This window comes from Aeromonas eucrenophila (assembly GCF_000819865.1).
Classification (GTDB): Bacteria; Pseudomonadota; Gammaproteobacteria; order Enterobacterales; family Aeromonadaceae; genus Aeromonas; species Aeromonas eucrenophila.
The window spans coordinates 746252-763165 of the sequence record NZ_CDDF01000005.1; the positions used below are offsets into that span (position 1 = coordinate 746252).

Annotated in this window: 14 protein-coding genes; 12 read left to right on the plus strand and 2 right to left on the minus strand. The window is 53.7% G+C overall.

Going from position 1 to position 16914, the window contains the following annotated elements; genetic code table 11:
- The 3 genes from BN1124_RS07330 to BN1124_RS07340 form a co-directional block, all read left to right on the plus strand.
- Positions 1-2134, plus strand: a 2134-nt coding sequence (locus tag BN1124_RS07330; protein WP_197066181.1) for a type I secretion C-terminal target domain-containing protein, incomplete at its 5' end; no start/stop codon positions are given.
- Positions 2135-2222: 88 nt separating this feature from the next.
- Positions 2223-2780, plus strand: coding sequence for a hypothetical protein (locus BN1124_RS07335; protein ID WP_042640462.1), 558 nt, complete (start codon positions 2223-2225; stop codon positions 2778-2780).
- 55 nt (positions 2781-2835) lie between these two features.
- Complete coding sequence (locus BN1124_RS07340; RefSeq protein ID WP_042640464.1) at positions 2836-3537, plus strand: SIMPL domain-containing protein; 702 nt, start codon at positions 2836-2838, stop codon at positions 3535-3537.
- Between the two features lie 593 nt (positions 3538-4130).
- Here the strand turns inward: BN1124_RS07340 and BN1124_RS07345 are convergent.
- Entirely contained in the window at positions 4131-5474 is a 1344-nt protein-coding gene (locus BN1124_RS07345; RefSeq protein ID WP_042640466.1) for a carbohydrate porin, read from the minus strand.
- A 635-nt stretch (positions 5475-6109) separates the two neighbouring features.
- Between BN1124_RS07345 and BN1124_RS07350 the strand changes: the two genes are divergently transcribed.
- The 8 genes from BN1124_RS07350 (at position 6110) to chbA (ending at position 13559) form a co-directional block, all read left to right on the plus strand.
- Positions 6110-7054: a DUF7916 family protein gene (locus BN1124_RS07350; protein WP_042640468.1), complete on the plus strand. Its 945-nt coding sequence runs from the start codon at positions 6110-6112 to the stop codon at positions 7052-7054.
- A gap of 130 nt (positions 7055-7184) precedes the next feature.
- Complete coding sequence (celB, locus tag BN1124_RS07355) at positions 7185-8495, plus strand: PTS cellobiose transporter subunit IIC (RefSeq protein ID WP_197066182.1); 1311 nt, start codon at positions 7185-7187, stop codon at positions 8493-8495.
- A 64-nt stretch (positions 8496-8559) separates the two neighbouring features.
- The gene (locus BN1124_RS07360) at positions 8560-9933 is read left to right on the plus strand and encodes a nucleotidyltransferase family protein (protein WP_082041480.1); all 1374 of its coding nucleotides are present in this window, start codon (positions 8560-8562) and stop codon (positions 9931-9933) included.
- 81 nt (positions 9934-10014) lie between these two features.
- The gene (locus BN1124_RS07365; protein ID WP_042640474.1) at positions 10015-10731 is read left to right on the plus strand and encodes a sugar isomerase domain-containing protein; all 717 of its coding nucleotides are present in this window, start codon (positions 10015-10017) and stop codon (positions 10729-10731) included.
- A gap of 10 nt (positions 10732-10741) precedes the next feature.
- Positions 10742-11452 carry a GntR family transcriptional regulator gene (locus BN1124_RS07370; protein WP_197066183.1) on the plus strand — a complete coding sequence of 237 codons (711 nt, stop codon included), beginning with the start codon at positions 10742-10744 and terminating at the stop codon, positions 11450-11452.
- Between the two features lie 13 nt (positions 11453-11465).
- Positions 11466-12815 carry a 6-phospho-beta-glucosidase gene (locus tag BN1124_RS07375; protein WP_042640478.1) on the plus strand — a complete coding sequence of 450 codons (1350 nt, stop codon included), beginning with the start codon at positions 11466-11468 and terminating at the stop codon, positions 12813-12815.
- A gap of 45 nt (positions 12816-12860) precedes the next feature.
- Positions 12861-13178, plus strand: a complete 318-nt coding sequence (locus BN1124_RS07380) for a PTS sugar transporter subunit IIB (protein WP_042640480.1) — start codon at positions 12861-12863, stop codon at positions 13176-13178.
- A gap of 30 nt (positions 13179-13208) precedes the next feature.
- Positions 13209-13559: a PTS N,N'-diacetylchitobiose transporter subunit IIA gene (gene chbA, locus BN1124_RS07385; RefSeq protein WP_042640915.1), complete on the plus strand. Its 351-nt coding sequence runs from the start codon at positions 13209-13211 to the stop codon at positions 13557-13559.
- 68 nt (positions 13560-13627) lie between these two features.
- Here chbA and BN1124_RS21525 read toward each other — a convergent pair whose 3' ends face one another.
- Positions 13628-14032: a hypothetical protein gene (locus BN1124_RS21525; protein WP_197066184.1), complete on the minus strand. Its 405-nt coding sequence runs from the start codon at positions 14030-14032 to the stop codon at positions 13628-13630.
- On the opposite strand from BN1124_RS21525, the gene BN1124_RS07390 reads away from it, so the two are divergent.
- Positions 14031-16907, plus strand: a complete 2877-nt coding sequence (locus tag BN1124_RS07390) for an Ig-like domain-containing protein (protein ID WP_197066185.1) — start codon at positions 14031-14033, stop codon at positions 16905-16907. The genes BN1124_RS21525 and BN1124_RS07390 overlap by 2 nt on opposite strands.
- Positions 16908-16914 lie beyond the last annotated feature (7 nt).

Below are 16914 nucleotides of genomic sequence, written 5' to 3' on the forward strand. Positions count from 1 at the left end.
CAAGGACGACGGCCCGAGTGCAAATGCAGTGACCAATGCGGGCCAGGCCACTCAGGTACAGAACACGAACCTGATGTTGATCCTCGATATCTCCGGCAGTATGGGCAATTCATCGGGGTATCAAGGCATGACCCGGATGCAGGTCATGCAGAAGTCAGCTCTTGAGCTGCTCGACAAATACAGTGCCTATGGCACCGTCATGGTCAATATCGTGACATTTGCCACATCAGCGGCCAACCCCACAGGGGTCTGGGTAAGCGTCGACGCAGCCAAGGCAATCATCCTCGGGTTGTCGCCGACAGACGCAACAAACTATGACGATGCACTCAATGAGGCCATCAAGGCGTTTGGCGATACCGGAAAATTAGCCGGTGCCCAGAATGTGTCCTACTTCATGTCGGATGGTGAACCCAATGAGAGTGCATTGAGTGGATCTTCTGCGACGGTCCCTGATGGCAACAACTCCCTGGGAGGAGGTGACGGCATTGATGGCGATGGCTCGACTCTGACGAATGAGGCCAAAGATTGGGCTGACTTCCTGAAGGCGAATGACATCAACTCATTCTCACTTGGTATGGGGTCAGGCTCTACCGCATCGGCGCTCGATCCTATCGCCTATAACGGTGTCAGTGAGGTGAATACAACATCGATCATTGTGACTGACTTCAGTCAGTTGGCGGCCACATTGCTCAGCACAGTGGTAGCTCCGCCTCTGTCCGGACAACTGATCGATGGCGTGACGGCGAGCACGGGGGCAGATGGCGGTTGGATCAATGCCATTACGGTTGCAGGCGTCACTTATACCTATAACCAGAAGACCGATGTGTCTGGTTTCAGCGGTGGGGCCTCGGCTGGTACCTTCAATACGATCACCAACGAATGGTCAATCACGGTGGCCGGTGGCACCTTCAAGATTGACATGGACAACGGTCTGTATACCTATACGCCGCCCTCTTCCATCCCGGTGGGAGGGATCAGCCAGGTCATCGGTTACAGCGTGATCGATAACGATGGAGATACCGCGTCCAATACCTTGTCTCTTATCGTCAACCCGGCGATCGGACCCACAGTGGTACGCGATGACTTCATCGTCACCAATCAGGATCCGTCAACCATCCCGGATTGGGCTTTGCTGGCCAATGACACCGGGCCGCTGGCTGCGACCCAGACGATCACTGGAGTTTCTGGGGCCGTGAGTGGCACAGTGACTGACAACGTGGGCTCAGTAACATTTGATGATACGTCTGGCAATATCACGCCCAATACCTATGAGGGGTCGTTCAACTACATCAATAGCACGACAACGGATACGGCCAAGGTATTCGTGGATGTGCAGAGTGGCTCGACGCTCACCGGGGGCTATCTCGACGAGATCCTGATTGGTGGTTCAGGCAATGACACCATCAACGGCAATGCCGGCAATGACATCCTGCTCGGTGGTGCCGGCAACGATGCACTGAATGGAGGCGAGGGTAACGACATCCTCGCCGGTGGGGCTGGCAGCGACATCTTGAATGGTGGAAATGGAAATGATACAGCGACCTATATCGACTCTGCTTCTGGAGTAACGGTAGCGCTGAACGACAGCGGTAATAGCACACTTGTTGGAGGAGGGGCTGCAGGAGACAGCCTTAGCTCGATTGAGAATCTGATCGGATCCAGTTCCAACGATACTCTGACCACCGGCAATGGAGCCAATATCCTCAGTGGCTTGGCCGGCGACGATATCCTGAACGGTGGTGGCGGCGACGATTTGCTGATTGGTGGCACTGGGAGTGACACTATGACGGGGGGCGTTGGCAAGGATACCTTCAAGTGGATGGCGGGGGATGCTGGCGGTACAGATACCATCACCGACTTCACGACAGGAACAGGGGCAAATAGTGATGTGCTCGATTTGAGTAGCATGTTGACGGGAGAACATGCGACTGGAGCGTCGCTGGATTCGTATCTTAACTTTGCCTATGATTCGGTCTCTAATAAGTCCATATTGACCGTTGATCTAGATGGGGTTAGTGGTGGCACGACCCATACCATCAACTTTAATGGTGTGAATCTGACAACGCTTGGAGGCTCCGAGGTAGATATCATCAATAACCTGCTCACCAACGGCAACCTCAAGGTTGATCCATAATCAAACCATGGGGACCGGGCATGCCCGGTCCCTGTTCTTTGATGGCGAGGACGGCTAAGATAGCGGCAGTATCAGGAGTAGAGTCACCATGCAGTCATTCAACTGGGTCGACATCGATGGCATTCGCTACAGCTGGGACGGGCAGGACTGCATCATCTGCACCGGCCGTTTTGGCTATCAGGCCACTATGCAGGGCGACAAGATAAGTGCCCTCGATCTGGAGAACGAGGATGGTGAGGTAGCGGGGCGGCTCAATGTGGACTTTGCCGCATCCCATATCAGCTTCACCCCGACGGAGGATGCTCCCTTGCCCCACATGATGGTGCTGGTTGGCCATGAACAGGGGCAACAGGAATACTCGTTGCAGAGCCTGAGCGACGGCGCCCTGCAGGGGCTGCTCAGCCAAGAGGACGATTTTGACTGGAGTTCGCTGGCGGTGGTGACGGCAACTGAGCCCATGTCCCCTCCCCAGGGTCATGTTCTGTCGTGGGACTCCTTTCATTTCGAGGATGACTCGCTGCTGGGAGCTCAGGGACCTGCGCCCGTGCTCGCGAGCCGTGGCAGTCCGCTGGACGGCGAGATCAGTATCAACATCGACATGACCAATCAGGTGTTGGAACATATCCCCCCGTTGCACGATATATGAATCTCATTCGACGACGGGCATAATGACCTCCATCAAATTGATGGAGGTTTTTTCTATGTGGCGTCCCCTTCTTACCCTGTCTGCGCTGGTCATCAGTGCCCCCTTGCTCGCCATTGAGGTGCCTCAGGCCCCTCATCTGGTAGTCAGTGGCTACGCCGAACAGAAGGCCGAACCCGATATGCTGACGCTCAATGTCTCGGTCACGGCCCTGGAGAAACAGGGCATCAAGGCCAAACAGCAGGTCGATACCAAGGTGGCCGCCTTCTTTGGCCAACTGGAGAGTCTCGGCATCGAGCGCAGCGATGTGGAGGCCGGTAACCTGGTGATCTCCCCCGAGTATCAATATCCCCAGAACAAGCAGCCCGAGATGGTGGGCTACCGTGCCCAGCGCCAGCTCTCCGTCAAACTCTATCAGCTCGACAAGCTGAGCCAGCTGATGGACACCGCCCTCAAGGCGGGGCTGGAGTCCGTCTCCCAGATTGAGTACGGCCTCAAGTCACCGCAGGTCATCAAGGAGCAGGCCCGTCTTGGCGCGGTAGCCGATGCCACCAACAAGGCTGAGTCTTTGGCCAAGGCGTTTGGCATGAAGCTTGGCAAGGTTTACAGCGTCGAGTACCGCAACAACTCTCCCATGCCGGTCTACAGCCGGGCCATGAAGGCCGCCGCGGCCCCTGCCGCCGATATGGTGGAAAACAGCTACCAACAACAGCAGATCAGCATCACGGACAATGTGGAAGCCGTGTTCCTGCTGGAATAACGGAATGGCTACTTGGCCCTGTTTCATCATGGTTTTTAAAACAAAACCCGGGGCTGATACCCCGGGTTTGTTGTTTTTAACAACTATGGTCTCTTGGCTTGATACGACGGGGGAGGAGGCCGACGATCTGCCCAACGTCATGTGAACGGGCCAGAAAGCCATTGCTGCAGGATAGGGATAACCCGCTGTCGCCGGCAATAAAAAGCGGATAGCCAGATCTTGCTGCACGACGAGCTATCTATGCTTAAAAAGCAAAGGGACGGCGAAGGGTGCTTGGACAGAGAACGTAGCTATTCCACATTTTGTGGTGAATGACCTGCTACCACAATCCGGGGCACAAAGCCGGGCATGAGCAAAAAAGCCCCCGCTCTGTAACGGGGGCCATGATGTTGATCCTAGTGTTACTATCGGATCCTGTGGATCTCCTCTCCGTGTCGATGCCAGGTTACACCCTCAGGTGGCCCATCGGGCTAATTGTGTGGTTCATATGTGTTCTCCCTGGTGATGAATGCAATTTATGCAGGGTTATCGTAAGGGAATCCATCGAACCACTGTTGTGGAAAGAGATCCGGGTTTATTTCAACTTACGGTGCTTACCACCACACATTGACCATGGCGCCGACAGCCCAGGTATCGTCGCTGTTATGGCCTTCGAAGCTATGAGTGGTGTCGTCCCAGTTGCTGTTGTCGCTGTCCAGATAGGAGGTGTAGACACGCAACTCTGGCTCGCCACGGCCAAAGGACAACGCTTGGGCGAGTGTGACTTTGGAACCGCTGCGGTCATAGTCGATACTGTTGACGCTCTTGTCGTCCTGGAAGTACCCAACGTCGAGATAGGTGCGGGTGATATCCGACCAGTGATAAACCACACCGGCGTTGACGGCCATGCTGGAGCCATCACCCTCGTCACCATTCCACTGCTCGACGCTGTCGGCCTCGGCATAAGTGAGCACATGGGTAAAGTCCCAATCAGCAGAGAGCGGGATGGCGCCAAAGTTGCGGATGGCAAACCCTGAACCGTCTTTCACTTCCCCGTTCAGCACATCGGCTGCACCAAATTGGACGCCTTGCAGGGCCGAGCCATCCAAATAGTACTGCAGCACGGTGCGGTTATAGCCAGATTCGCCAATTTCCTGTTTGAGTTCCACCAGGAAGGCATGGCCATCGGCGTAATCATGTTCACCCAGTTCCGGATTGTCGATTTGGGCGTCGGTGGGGTCGGCATGGAGGAACCTGTAGCCCATTGCCAGCGTGCCTTTGTCCCAGACAGGGAGATTGTCATAGAGGATCTCGTAGTTCATGGCGTCGATGAGGGTGCCTTCCAGGGCTCCTTCTTCAGAGTCGATGCTCGGATTGTGAATGACGCCATCGAGATCCCGATGCAGCACGGCGAGGGAGAGGTTGCCCGGACCAACTTTAATATCCTCTACACCGGCACCCACTGTGGTCTGACCCCAGTAATAGTGGTCGGTCATATCGATGTAGTAATTGCTCTTGTATTGGCGGATACCCGCCCATGCGGTTTCGCCCTGGCCCATGAAGTTGCGCAACTGCATGTTCATGTTTTCCCAGCCGAAGGGGCTATCGTCGGCGTTGCTGTTGGTATCGCCGTCCCACATGTTGAACATGGTCTGTACATAGACGGAGCGATCATTTTCGTTATACAGCTCGGTTCCGAAACCGATCTCGGCGTAGTTATCAAACTCGTTGCCGATACGGCCTATTTTATTTTTCTCGAAAGAGTCGCCGCCAATGTTGTTTTCCATGCTGCCATCGGCACCACCCGCAACACCGGCTCTAAAATAACCAAAAAAATCAATGTTCTTGGCTGCAGTGGCCAGAACGTCAGCGGTCGTTGTCCCCTCGGCCGCCATGCTATTCGTTGCCCCGAGGGCGAGTGCGGCGGCAACCATGGTGTAACAGATCGATTTTTTCATAACTCTAAATCCCTATCATTAGTTATGTGACTCACCCAGCCTTGGCAAAGGCAGCAACCTAGACCCGTGAACGGCCGATTGAGCACCGTATATCGGTATCCTGACCTCAAGGTTCGGACTCATTCTTTTGCCTCCCCCTCCGGATTGGTATCAACATACCAGACCAATATTTTCATTGAAACACTCTGTTACATAATCGTGAGCACAATCACAGTCAGGGACTTGTTTTCGAACGAAAGCCACATCTCATCCGATGAAAAACCATGGAAAGTGATGGAGAAGGGCATTCTCCAGCAAGGTTCTGATGAATCCAGGTGGTAACAGATAGTGCTGTCACGCTTGGTTGTACTCGATCGGAAATTTCATAATATGTTGATTTTATTGATATAAAAATAGATCTTGTTTGTTGATATAAATATCCATATAAGGGGTGTTATTGGTTGTTCAGCGCGGTGTGACAGGGATCTGGCGGGCATGGAAGTGGTGATGCAGATGACTGAGTATCATCTGAATCATGGGTTTGGAGGGGTTTTGCAATCGCCCTCACATTTCGGTGAAATTGTGGTAGATACCAAAAGTGGTCTTTGTTATTTTGCGACCAATTGGTATTCATCTGCGATGTGGTTGGAGTCTTTATGAAGCGAATGTTTGAAGTCCTCAGCGCCGATGTCCTGGCGACGACGCCGGAGCAGCTGCTGCAGATGATCCGGCATAGCGAGGGGCGGACCCTGATGGCCGAGACGGTGGTGAGCTGCCAGCCCTTCTCCGAGGGGGTGAGCAATCCAGAGCTGGCGGCATCGTTTGGCGCAGACATGATCACCCTCAACACCTTTGACCTGGGCCAACCCTTTGTCGAAGGTCTGTATGACGAAGCGGTCGACGACGATGCCTGCCTCGCCACCCGCTATGAGCAACACGCCAGCTTCATTCGCCAGCAAGCGAGCCTGAATCGGGTGGTGCAGGATTTAAAGCTGGTATCGAGTCGTTTTATTGGCTGCAACCTGGAACCCGTGCCGCAAGACATTAAGTATCCGGCCGGTTTTCGGGTATCGGCAGACAACATCAAACAGGCGGTGGCCCTGGGTCTGAATTATGTCGTCATCACCGGTAATCCCAATACCATGATCACCGAAGAGGGGATCATCGACGCCATTCGCATGGCCAAGGCGGTGGCTGACAATCAATTGCTGATCATTGCCGGCAAGATGCATGGCGCCGGTACAGGCACAGAGGTTGCGGCTGACGCGCTGCTCAAATATTGCCAGGCGGGGGCCGACATCATCATGATCCCGGCACCTTACACCACCCCAGGCATGACACCAGAAACCGCCAAGGCGCTGATAGAGGTTATTCATGGTGCCGGCAAGCTGGCCTTATGTGCCATGGGAACCTCTCAGGAAGGCGCCGACAGAGCGGTCGTCGAGCAAATTGCACTTAATTCCAAGGTGGCCGGCGCAGATATTATTCACATCGGTGATGCGGGCTTTGCCGGTATTGCCGACCCGGAGAACATCAAATATTGCTCAATCGCCATTCGTGGCAAACGGCACACCTATCGCCGGATAGGATTGCGCCGTTAATTAATGTCATTAAATGCTTTTTGAAATGGAGCCTGTTATCAGGCGTATTTAAACAATTCTGTTGCGTTGATATATGGCGAGGGATGCTATGAATAATGCCAATACGAAAGATCCAATTGAAAAATATGTGATGCCGCTGGCTCAGCGGTTGGGAAATAACCGTCATCTGATCGCTATCCGCGATGGGATGGCACTGGTCATGCCCTTCATGATCATTGGCTCGCTGTTTTTGATCCTGGCTTTCCTGCCGTTCCCCGGCTACGAAGAGTACATGACCGAGAGCGGTCTGATGGACAAACTGCTGCTGCCGGTCGGTGCAACCTATGATCTGATTGCCATCTTTGCCACCTTGGGGGTGGCCTATCGTCTGGCACAGAAATATACCCAGCTCGATCCCATTATCGCCGCCGCCGTTGCGCTGGCCGCCTATATGCTCGTCACGCCCTACAACATTACCCACACCATAGAGGCAACCGGTGAGGAGATCAGTGTCAGTGGCATCAACCTGGCCTACATGGGTAGTGCCGGCATGTTCCTGGGGATCCTCATCGCCATCTATGCAACCGAGGTCTATCGGTGGTTGATGGTCAGGAACATCAGTTTCAAATTGCCCGATTCCGTCCCGCCCGCGGTGTTGAAATCCTTCGCGGCCCTGATCCCGGCGTTCGTTGTGCTGACCTCGCTGTGGCTGGTGCGTCTGGCCATCGAAGCGGCTGATCTTGGCAATTTGCACACCATCATCGAGAACATCCTGACGGCCCCGCTCAAGTTGATTGGCGGCAGTTATATCGGCGCCTTGGTGGCCACCACGATGGAGCATGCGTTGTGGGCCGTGGGTATCCATGGCAGCAATATCGTCTCCAGCATTATGCTGCCCATCTGGCTGGTCTTCACCGATGAGAACCGGATCGCCTTCCAGGCCGGTACCGAAATCAAAAACATCATCACCGATCAGACCAACTCCATTTTCCTGAACTTTGGTGGTTCTGGCAGCATGATGGCACTGGTGCTGTTGCTGGCCTTCCGCGCCCGCAGTGAACAGTGCCGCTCCATCGGCAAACTGGGCCTGCCTTCATCGCTGTTCAACATCTCCGAACCCATCATGTTTGGTCTGCCCGTGGTGCTCAACCCCATCATGGTCATTCCCTTCATACTGGCGCCGGTTGTTGGCCTGACCCTGACCTATATCGGCATGGCCAGTGGCCTAGTAGCGCTGCCGGCAGGTATTTCGGTGCCTTGGACAACCCCCATCTTCATCGGTGGTTACCTCTCCACGGGGGGGCATATCTCGGGTGCCGTGATGCAGCTGATAAACCTGTTGGCAGCCATGGCCATCTACTACCCCTTCATGAAGAAATGGGACAGCATCTGCCTCGCCAATGAAAAAATGGTGACGCAAGAGACGCCGGAAGAAGACGAAAAGGCAGCACTCTCCTTCTAAGTGGATCAGCGGCAGACGTTGAGTCATCGGGCTTAACGTCTGCGAATAAACGGGGTAAGGCATCATGCAGGCAATCGTGGTTACGGCAGGAAAGGGCACCAGGTTATGGCCATTTACCGAGATAAGAAGCAAATCCATGCTGGCCGTCAGTAATATGCCGATCCTCTATTGGTTGCAGCAGGCCTTGGCTGCCGCCGGGGTCAATGAGGTGACCATACTTGCCGATGCGCATGAAGGCCAACTCGCCCAGTTTGTTCACCACAATAAGGCAGCGTCTGCGACCCGCATCCACTCGGTGGCCGGGGCCAAGGATATAGTCGAGGCCTTGCTGGGGTATCAGCAGCACAACCCTGTGACCGATACGGTGCTGGTGATCCCCGGGGATTGTCTCATTGAGGCGGAAGATCTGGCGCGGCTGATCAACAGCCCCTCTGCCAACGCCGTCTTGCTGAGAAAATTGCGTACCGAGGAGCGCTCAGATCGGTTGTGTTTCAATGCCGAGCAGGATTTCAAGTTGTTGGCGCACCCACGGCGGGAGGGTTTCGATTGCGAGATAGTCGCCTATAAGCTGAGTGCCGATTTTTTCAGTGCGGCACTGCCTTACACAACAGAAATCTATGACCATGTTCAGGTTGGCATGATGCCTTCGAGCGAGAAATTTCTGGAGTCAGCCCTGGTTGGCTGGGCGCAGCAGGTTGCCGTCGACTTTATCCATTGCGACCAACCCAGCTTCAACCTCGACTACCCCTGGAATATTCTGGAGGTCAACGGCTATCTCAATCGTCAGCGCTGTCAGCAACTGAGCGCGAGCGAGATCGCACCGAGTGCCACCGTCTCGCCCCGTGCCGTGATCCGCGGGCACATCAAGCTCGGCCAGCACAGTCATATTGGTGACGGGGTTATTTTCCAGGGCAATGCGATTGTCGGCGATCATTGTCAGATAACAGACGGCGCCATCATAGGCCAGAACGTGGTTATCGGTCATGGTGCGACCATCAAGGAGTATTGCAAGCTGGCCGATGAGACGACGGTGGGTAATCAGGCCATCATTGGTCACTGCGCCGAGTTGGCGGGTGTTATTTTCGAGAGCACCTATCTGTATCATAACTGTGAGATTGCCGGGGTACTCGGTCGCAATGTGGATATAGGTGCCGGCACAGTGTTCGGTACGCTGCGGTATGACGATGCCAAGACCAGCCATCTCATCAATCAAAAGCGAGTGACGCCTCATCATTACAGTAATGTCGTCTACATGGGGGATTTTACCCGCACCGGGGTGAATACCGTCATCATGCCCGGTGTGAAGGTTGGCTGTCGTTCCGTAGTCGGCTCGAATGTTGTGTTGGCCGATGATCTTCCCGATGAGCGCATTATTCAGGTTGAACAAACATTGATTAGCAAACCTTGGGGCAGTCAGCGTTATGGCTTTAATAGCTAGGGCCTCTCCATAGGAATACAGAATAATGTATTGGTAAATTCCTGAGCTTATATTTATGGTCAATCGTCGACAGGGTGACTTATGTTTGAATATGTAGAACTATTGCAGCGCAGGCTTGATACCTTGATCAGCTGCAATGCTGACAATATGAAAAAAGTCATTTCATTATTTTCCGATGCGATATTGAACAACCACATGATTCATATCCTTGGCACAGGTCATTCTCATATGGTCGGCCTGGAAGGGTTCATTCGTGCCGGGGGGCTTGGCAATATCAATGCAATCCTCGACTCAACGGTGACGACCAGTGACGGTGCCCTGCGCAGTTCCAAACTGGAGAAGTTGCCGGGACTGGCGGCCATCCTGTGGTCAGAGCAACCCATCAGTGCCGGTGATTTGATTGTCGTGGTCTCCAATTCGGGACGCAACGCCTTGCCGATTGAATTCGCCCAGATAGCGCAGGCGCGTGGCCATAGCGTGGTCGCCATCACCTCGGTAGAGCAGTCGAGCGCCTACCCAAGTTTGCATCCTTCGGGGCAAAAACTGTTGGATGTGGCAGACATAGTCCTTGATAATTGCGTTCCGAGTGGAGATGGCTTGTGCCTGGTCAACGGCCGAGTCACTGGCGCATTTTCTACAGTGGCAGGTGTCGTCCTGCTCAACAACATAGTAGTGGAAGCGCAAAAGCAGGCATTGGCTCGACATGGTACGCCCTTGATATTCTCTAGTCAGAACGTCGATGGCTTTAATAATGATGATGTCTATGCCCACTTTGCCGGTCGCTTGAAGTCAATGTGAGGAGATGATTTTGTCCAGTTACCGTTATCAAGAAGTCTGTGCACAGCTGAAAGAGTTTATTCTCAATGAGAAGGACTTTCAGAAATTACCCGATGAGAGAACATTGGCACAGCAATTCTCGGTAAGCCGGGTAACCATTCGCAAGGCACTGGCATTATTAAAAGAAGAAAAGATAATTGACGTTCGTCACGGTTCGGGAATATATATAAACAATAATAAGATGATTAACTCGTTTGAATTTGGTAGCCTGACTCAAGACATGAAGACAATTGGTAAAGAAGTGGCTACCGAGCTTCTTAATTGTTACGTGATGACAACTCCGGCGCACGGAGAGTTGAGCGGTTTTTCAGGTGAGCATATTATTTGTCTGGAACGGGTGCGCAGTGTCGACGGTATTAAATCTATTCAAGAACTCAATTATCTTTGTGCCGAGCGGTTTCCTGAATTAGACAGAAAAGTAGAAAGCAATCAGTCTCTTTATCAGCTGTTGCTGCAAGAGTATCAAGTCAAATTCGATCGTGGTGTTGAAACATTATCTGCTGGTTTTATATTGCTGGATACGGCCGGTAAATTAGATGCATCGGCACTCAGCTGCGCAGTAAAAGTAATTCGTGCGGCTTATGAAGGGGACCGACTGGTTGAATACACAATCTCCTATACATTGGCCGAGCATTATAGTTGGCAGTATGAGTTGAATAACGTCACTTTATTACACAGATAATCAGGTTGGTCATATGCAGAAAGCGATTAAAGTGGTGACTATCGGCGGGGGCAGCAGTTATACCCCGGAGCTGATGGAGGGATTCATCAAGCGTTATCATGAGATGCCGATCAGTGAATTCTGGTTGGTGGATGTGGCCGAAGGGGCAGAAAAGCTGGGCATCATCTTTAACCTGTGCCAGCGGATGATCAAAAAAGCGGGCCTGCCCATCAAGCTTTATCAAACCCTGGACAGACGCGATGCCCTGCCTGGTGCCGATTTTGTTACCACGCAGTTTCGCGTCGGGCAATTGGAGGCGCGAGCCAAGGATGAAAAGATCCCGCTTTCTCACGGGGTGCTGGGGCAAGAGACGAACGGTGCCGGTGGGCTGTTCAAAGCGCTGCGAACGATCCCGGTCGTCTTTTCCATCATCAAGGATATTGAAGAGCTGTGCCCGAATGCCTGGCTTATCAATTTTACCAATCCGGCGGGTCTGATCACCGAGGCGGTCCAGCGCCACACCGATTTCCGCCGCTTCATCGGGGTCTGTAATGTCCCCGTTGGCATGAAGATGTTTGCCAGGGAGTTGCTCCGCTGTGATGAGCATGCCGAGGTGAATATGGATCTCTTTGGCCTGAATCACATGGTGTTCATGCAGGATTTCCTCGTCGATGGTGATTCTAAGATGGAACAACTGCTGGCGGAGGTGACCAGGGAGAGCAACCAGCAATCGGCCTCGGTAAAGAATGTCTCCGATCTTCCCTTTGATATGGACTTTATCAATGGTTTGAAGCTGATACCTTGTCCTTACCTGCGCTATTACGTCAAAGAGAAAGAGATGTTGGCGATAGAGCTGGGTGAATATTACAAAGGCGGGACCCGAGCCGAAGTCGTACAGACGATTGAAGCCGATCTCTTCAAGCTCTATCAGGACCCCGAGCTGGATATCAAACCGAAGCAACTGGAAGAGCGTGGCGGTGCTTATTATTCTGATGCGGCCTGCGATGTCATCAGTGCAATCGTGAATGACAGTCACACCGAGCATTATGTGAATATCTGCAATAACGGTCATGTCAAAAATATTCCACATGACTGGTGCATCGAAATTAGCTGCACCATCAGTAAAGAGGGCGCCAAGCCAAAAGCCAATATCGAGTATTTTGACGAGCGGGTGTTGGGGGTGATCAGTTCAATCAAGTCTTTTGAAATAGCCGCCAGCAAGGCAGCCCTGACGGGGAATTATCAAGACCTGATCGTGGCCATGAATTTGAGTCCGCTGATTCATTCAGATACATCAGCAAAGACTATCGTGAATGAAATGCTATTAGCCCATCAAAAACACTTACCACAGTTTGAAAAAGTGATTGCGAAACTGAGTCATTAAACAGTAACGTGTATGTGAGTATTGATACCAAAAGTCAGGTGCCGTATGAACAAGAAAATATATCTGTTTTGTGCCGCGGGCATGTCAACTTCGTTGTTGGTCAATAAAATGAAGGAGCACGCAACCAAACATGCCGTGCCGGTAGATATCCAGGCATTTCCCGAAGCATTGATTCTGGAAAAGGGAGTGGAAGCCGATCTCATCCTGCTGGGTCCGCAAATTAAATATATGCTCAATGACTTTGCTTTAAAATTCCCGGATAAGCCGATGGCGGTTATTGATTCATTGATTTATGGCAAGATGGATGGCCTGGCGCTGCTGAAATCCTCCATCGCTATGATTAAGGCCCACCAAGCACAATAGTTTTTCTAAACAAGTAGGAAACAGATGGATATGTTTGATATTGAACTGCCAGCCTCGGAGGCTGCTACCTCTGATTTGGAAGAACAGGTGATGGGGTTGATCATCAATTCCGGCAATGCACGCAGTTGCGCCTATGAAGCACTGGCATTGGCTAAACAAGGCAACTTTGAACAGGCCGAGGAAGTGATGCAGGCGGCCAGAGCCGCACTGAATGAAGCCCATCTGGTGCAAACCCAATTGATCGAACAAGACCAGGGGGAAGGCAAGACCAAGATGACCCTTATCATGGTGCATGCGCAGGATCATTTGATGACATCCATGCTCGCCCGCGAATTAATAGGCGAATTGATTCAGGTTTATAAGAGGCTGTCAGAAAAATAGCCTCTATACGTCACAGTAATTAACGTTCTTTTGCTAGAAGCCAATATGTCAAACTAATTGACACCCACTTAATAGATGCCCGAATACATTTGATTATTTAAATGGAGCTTTGTCATGGAAAAAAATGGAATTTTCAATAAATCCAAAATAGCGGTGGTTATTATCACCGCGATGCTCGGCCTGTCAGCTTGTTCTGAGGACGACAGTAATTCGGCGGATACAAATACCCCGAGTAACCCGAGTAACCCGAGTAATCCAAGTAATCCAAGTAATCCGAGTAATCCAAGCAATCCGAGTAATCCAAGCAATCCGAATAATCCCAGCAATCCAGCGAATCCCACTACACCCGATAACTCCGTGGTGGATTCAGAGCCGGCACCCGTGCTCGATCTCGATGCGCCGGCAAAGATCAAAATGGGGATCTGGAATAACACCGAGCTGGTCGTCGGCCAATCCCGCTCGATCGAAGCCATGTTGATCCCCGATGAATCCTTGCCTTATCCGGGCAGCCCCGAAGAGGTGCTGCATAAGCAGGGTATCACCTGGTCCAGCTCCAACGAGTCGGTGGCAACCGTCGACAAATTTGGCCGGGTCAAGGCCCTGAGCACAGGCGCGGTGGAAATCTCCGCCCGCTCTGTGACCAACACCACGGTAGTGGGCGTCGCCAAGCTGAATGTGGTGGCGACGCCGACCCTGAACAAGCAGAACCCGACTGTGATGATCCAGGGCGACAAGCCGGCCAAGAACCCGATCTTGCTGGAGAAGCAGGTCACCCGTTATGCCTCTACCAATGTCAGCCAGGAAGCCGCTGACATTCGTGCCCAGATGGCCGCAGATGGTAGCGACGAAGTCCTGCAGGACAACATCCGCTGGCTGATCCAGGAAAATACCAACCCGGGTCGTGAAGGCGTCTATATCGTGCGGGAAGACAGAACCGCCACCAACCGTGACCGCATGATGTACTTCATGGGTAACCGTTACCTGCCCATCGAAGCGAACATCTCCATGACCGGTGAGGTGGAAGTCAACGCCCCGGTGGACTATGTGCCGCAGGTGCCCACCCAGATCATGTCTGATGGCAACAAGGGGATCTGGATCACCTCCGCCAGCGGCGCCCTGAGCCACATCGCCATGGTGCGCATGAACCCGGATGCCAAGGCGAGCCTGATGAGTGACGTGACCCAGCGCGTGGTCGATCGCCGCGGCTCCGTGTCCGATGCCAGCTATCGTCCCGATGGCAGCACCGGTACCTGGCACCCGGAGATCACCGACAACGATGGCCTCTGGACCTCCATGTACGGCGGCGGTGAGCTGATGCGTTATGCCACCCTCAAGCGGGAAGGGGCTGACAAGGGAGAGATCGAAGCCGCTCGCAAGACGGCGCTGCGTGCACTCAAATTCGATCTGCTGCTGAGCAACATCTCGGGCCGCAAGGGCGAGGTGAAGACCAAGGTCCGTCCTATCGTGGGGGCTGACGGTGGTAGCTACAAGCTGCAGACCCTGGTGCTGCGCAAGGATGGCGAATACGCCATCAACAACAAGCCGACCGGGCCGGCAGGCAATGGCGGCAAGGTGGGTCTGGTCTATAACATGAAGCCGATCGACGACAGCCAGTTTGTCGACGATCCCTATGCCATCGGTGCGCTGAACGATACCAACACAGACTATGACACCAAGACCCGCACCATCGAAGGCTTCTTCGCCCGTACCTATGCCTTCCAGGGGGCCGATACCAACGGCTTCACCGAAGGTTACGTGCAAGGCGGTGCCAACAACTATTTCCCGGGCGGACACACGGTGGCGCGTGCGGGTGAGCTCGGCACCAAGGGGGATCTGACCGGCAAGAAAATTGCCAAGTTTGTCTACTGCGATGGCGTGCCAACAGATTTGGGCGGCAACAAGGATTGCAACCCGGTTGGCGAGAAGATGGCCGGCCTCGAGATCAATGCCGAGCTGCCGATCCCGGACGTGCTGCAGTGTACCGGTGCCTTCGCCACACAGAGTGATTGCGCGAATGCCATGGAAGACGATCAGGGAACCATCTTTACCGAGGAGCAGGTGCTCTACAAGGCGGACACCAGTAACGACGAGTCCATCGGCCACTTCTTCATCTACCGCATTGCCTACGACATCCTCGACGAGAGCAACCCGGAAGAGAAGGCCACCAAGGATCTGATCCGCACCACCATGCAGAAGTGGGCCGACCAACTGATCGCCAACGAGTACAACTTCGTGGATGCCAGTGGCCAGCCGACCAAGTGGGGCAAGACCTCCCGTGATTACTTCAACAACGATTACGCATGGGAAGATGCGGCCCTGAACTCAGTGGTGCTGGTTGCCGGCATGAAGGTGGCCGCCTATGTCACCGGCGAGCAGCGTTACGAGTCTGAATATCAGGCGCTCGCCAGCAAGCAGGGTTATGACTACGCGACCCTGGCCAAGGAGTACTGGAGCCGTTGGGCGGCCTTCGCGGGTGCCCAGTACGGTGCCGACACCTCCACCATCGGCTGTCTGGATTCGACCCCTGTCGTCGAAACCGGTGACAACACCAAGAACTCCCCCTCCATCGGCACCTTTGCCAGCGGCAACGACGGTGGTGGCATGTGTGGTGACGGCATCGAAGATCCGAACGATCCGGTGCAGGTCGAAGAGTGGGTGCGTGAGGTGGTCAACACCTCCGATGAGGAGATGGCGGCGCTGGCCTGGTACATCCTGTTCACCACCGAACAGCAAGGTACCGAGCTGCATCAGCAATACGTGGAAGCTTATGACGAGTGGTACCGCTCCATGGGTTACCAGGAGAACCCCTTCTTCGATTACGTCCGCCAGCTGGGCCAACCGAAGACGGAGCTGACCAACGCCTCGGGTAACAACCTGAAGAAGACGGCCGCCTGGCAGCTGCACCGCCACCCGATCGACACCAGGCGTTGGGGTGCCTATGACTTCGCCCGTCCCGATGTATGGAAGGCGGGTATAGGTTCGGAAGCCGCGACCCGTGAGGATCGTTACCCCATCATCCGGACCAATGATGCCGCCATTGTCGATAGCCGGACCATGCGTGATCAGGTGCTGGCCGAGGGGTCACACACCACCCTGCCGCTGGATGAGCGCATGCTCACCAAGTTCAACAACAGTACCTTCAACCTGGGCTTCAAGCCGCTCCAGTATCATCAGTGGCTCGATAAGAACGCCGCTTGCTTCGACAACGATGCCAGCACGGCCTGCGCCTATACAGGCACCAAGCCGAACCCGGCTTATGGCAGCCCGACCACGTTCGAAGGCTCGACCACCTACACCTTGCCGTACTGGATGGGACGCTTCCACAGCTTCCTGGCCAAACCGGAATAACGGGGTG

Excerpts from the sequence above, each read along its gene's own strand:
- BN1124_RS07345 (WP_042640466.1), bottom strand. The coding sequence starts at position 5,474 with ATGAAAAAATCGATCTGTTACACCATGGTTGCCGCCGCACTCGCCCTC.
- celB (WP_197066182.1), top strand. The coding sequence starts at position 7,185 with ATGCCGCTGGCTCAGCGGTTGGGAAATAACCGTCATCTGATCGCTATC.
- BN1124_RS07350 (WP_042640468.1), top strand. The coding sequence starts at position 6,110 with ATGAAGCGAATGTTTGAAGTCCTCAGCGCCGATGTCCTGGCGACGACG.
- BN1124_RS07375 (WP_042640478.1), top strand. The coding sequence starts at position 11,466 with ATGCAGAAAGCGATTAAAGTGGTGACTATCGGCGGGGGCAGCAGTTAT.
- chbA (WP_042640915.1), top strand. The coding sequence starts at position 13,209 with ATGTTTGATATTGAACTGCCAGCCTCGGAGGCTGCTACCTCTGATTTG.
- BN1124_RS07380 (WP_042640480.1), top strand. The coding sequence starts at position 12,861 with ATGAACAAGAAAATATATCTGTTTTGTGCCGCGGGCATGTCAACTTCG.
- BN1124_RS07390 (WP_197066185.1), top strand. The coding sequence starts at position 14,031 with ATGTTGATCCCCGATGAATCCTTGCCTTATCCGGGCAGCCCCGAAGAG.
- BN1124_RS07340 (WP_042640464.1), top strand. The coding sequence starts at position 2,836 with ATGTGGCGTCCCCTTCTTACCCTGTCTGCGCTGGTCATCAGTGCCCCC.
- BN1124_RS07360 (WP_082041480.1), top strand. The coding sequence starts at position 8,560 with ATGCAGGCAATCGTGGTTACGGCAGGAAAGGGCACCAGGTTATGGCCA.
- BN1124_RS07335 (WP_042640462.1), top strand. The coding sequence starts at position 2,223 with ATGCAGTCATTCAACTGGGTCGACATCGATGGCATTCGCTACAGCTGG.
- BN1124_RS21525 (WP_197066184.1), bottom strand. The coding sequence starts at position 14,032 with ATGGCTTCGATCGAGCGGGATTGGCCGACGACCAGCTCGGTGTTATTC.
- BN1124_RS07365 (WP_042640474.1), top strand. The coding sequence starts at position 10,015 with ATGTTTGAATATGTAGAACTATTGCAGCGCAGGCTTGATACCTTGATC.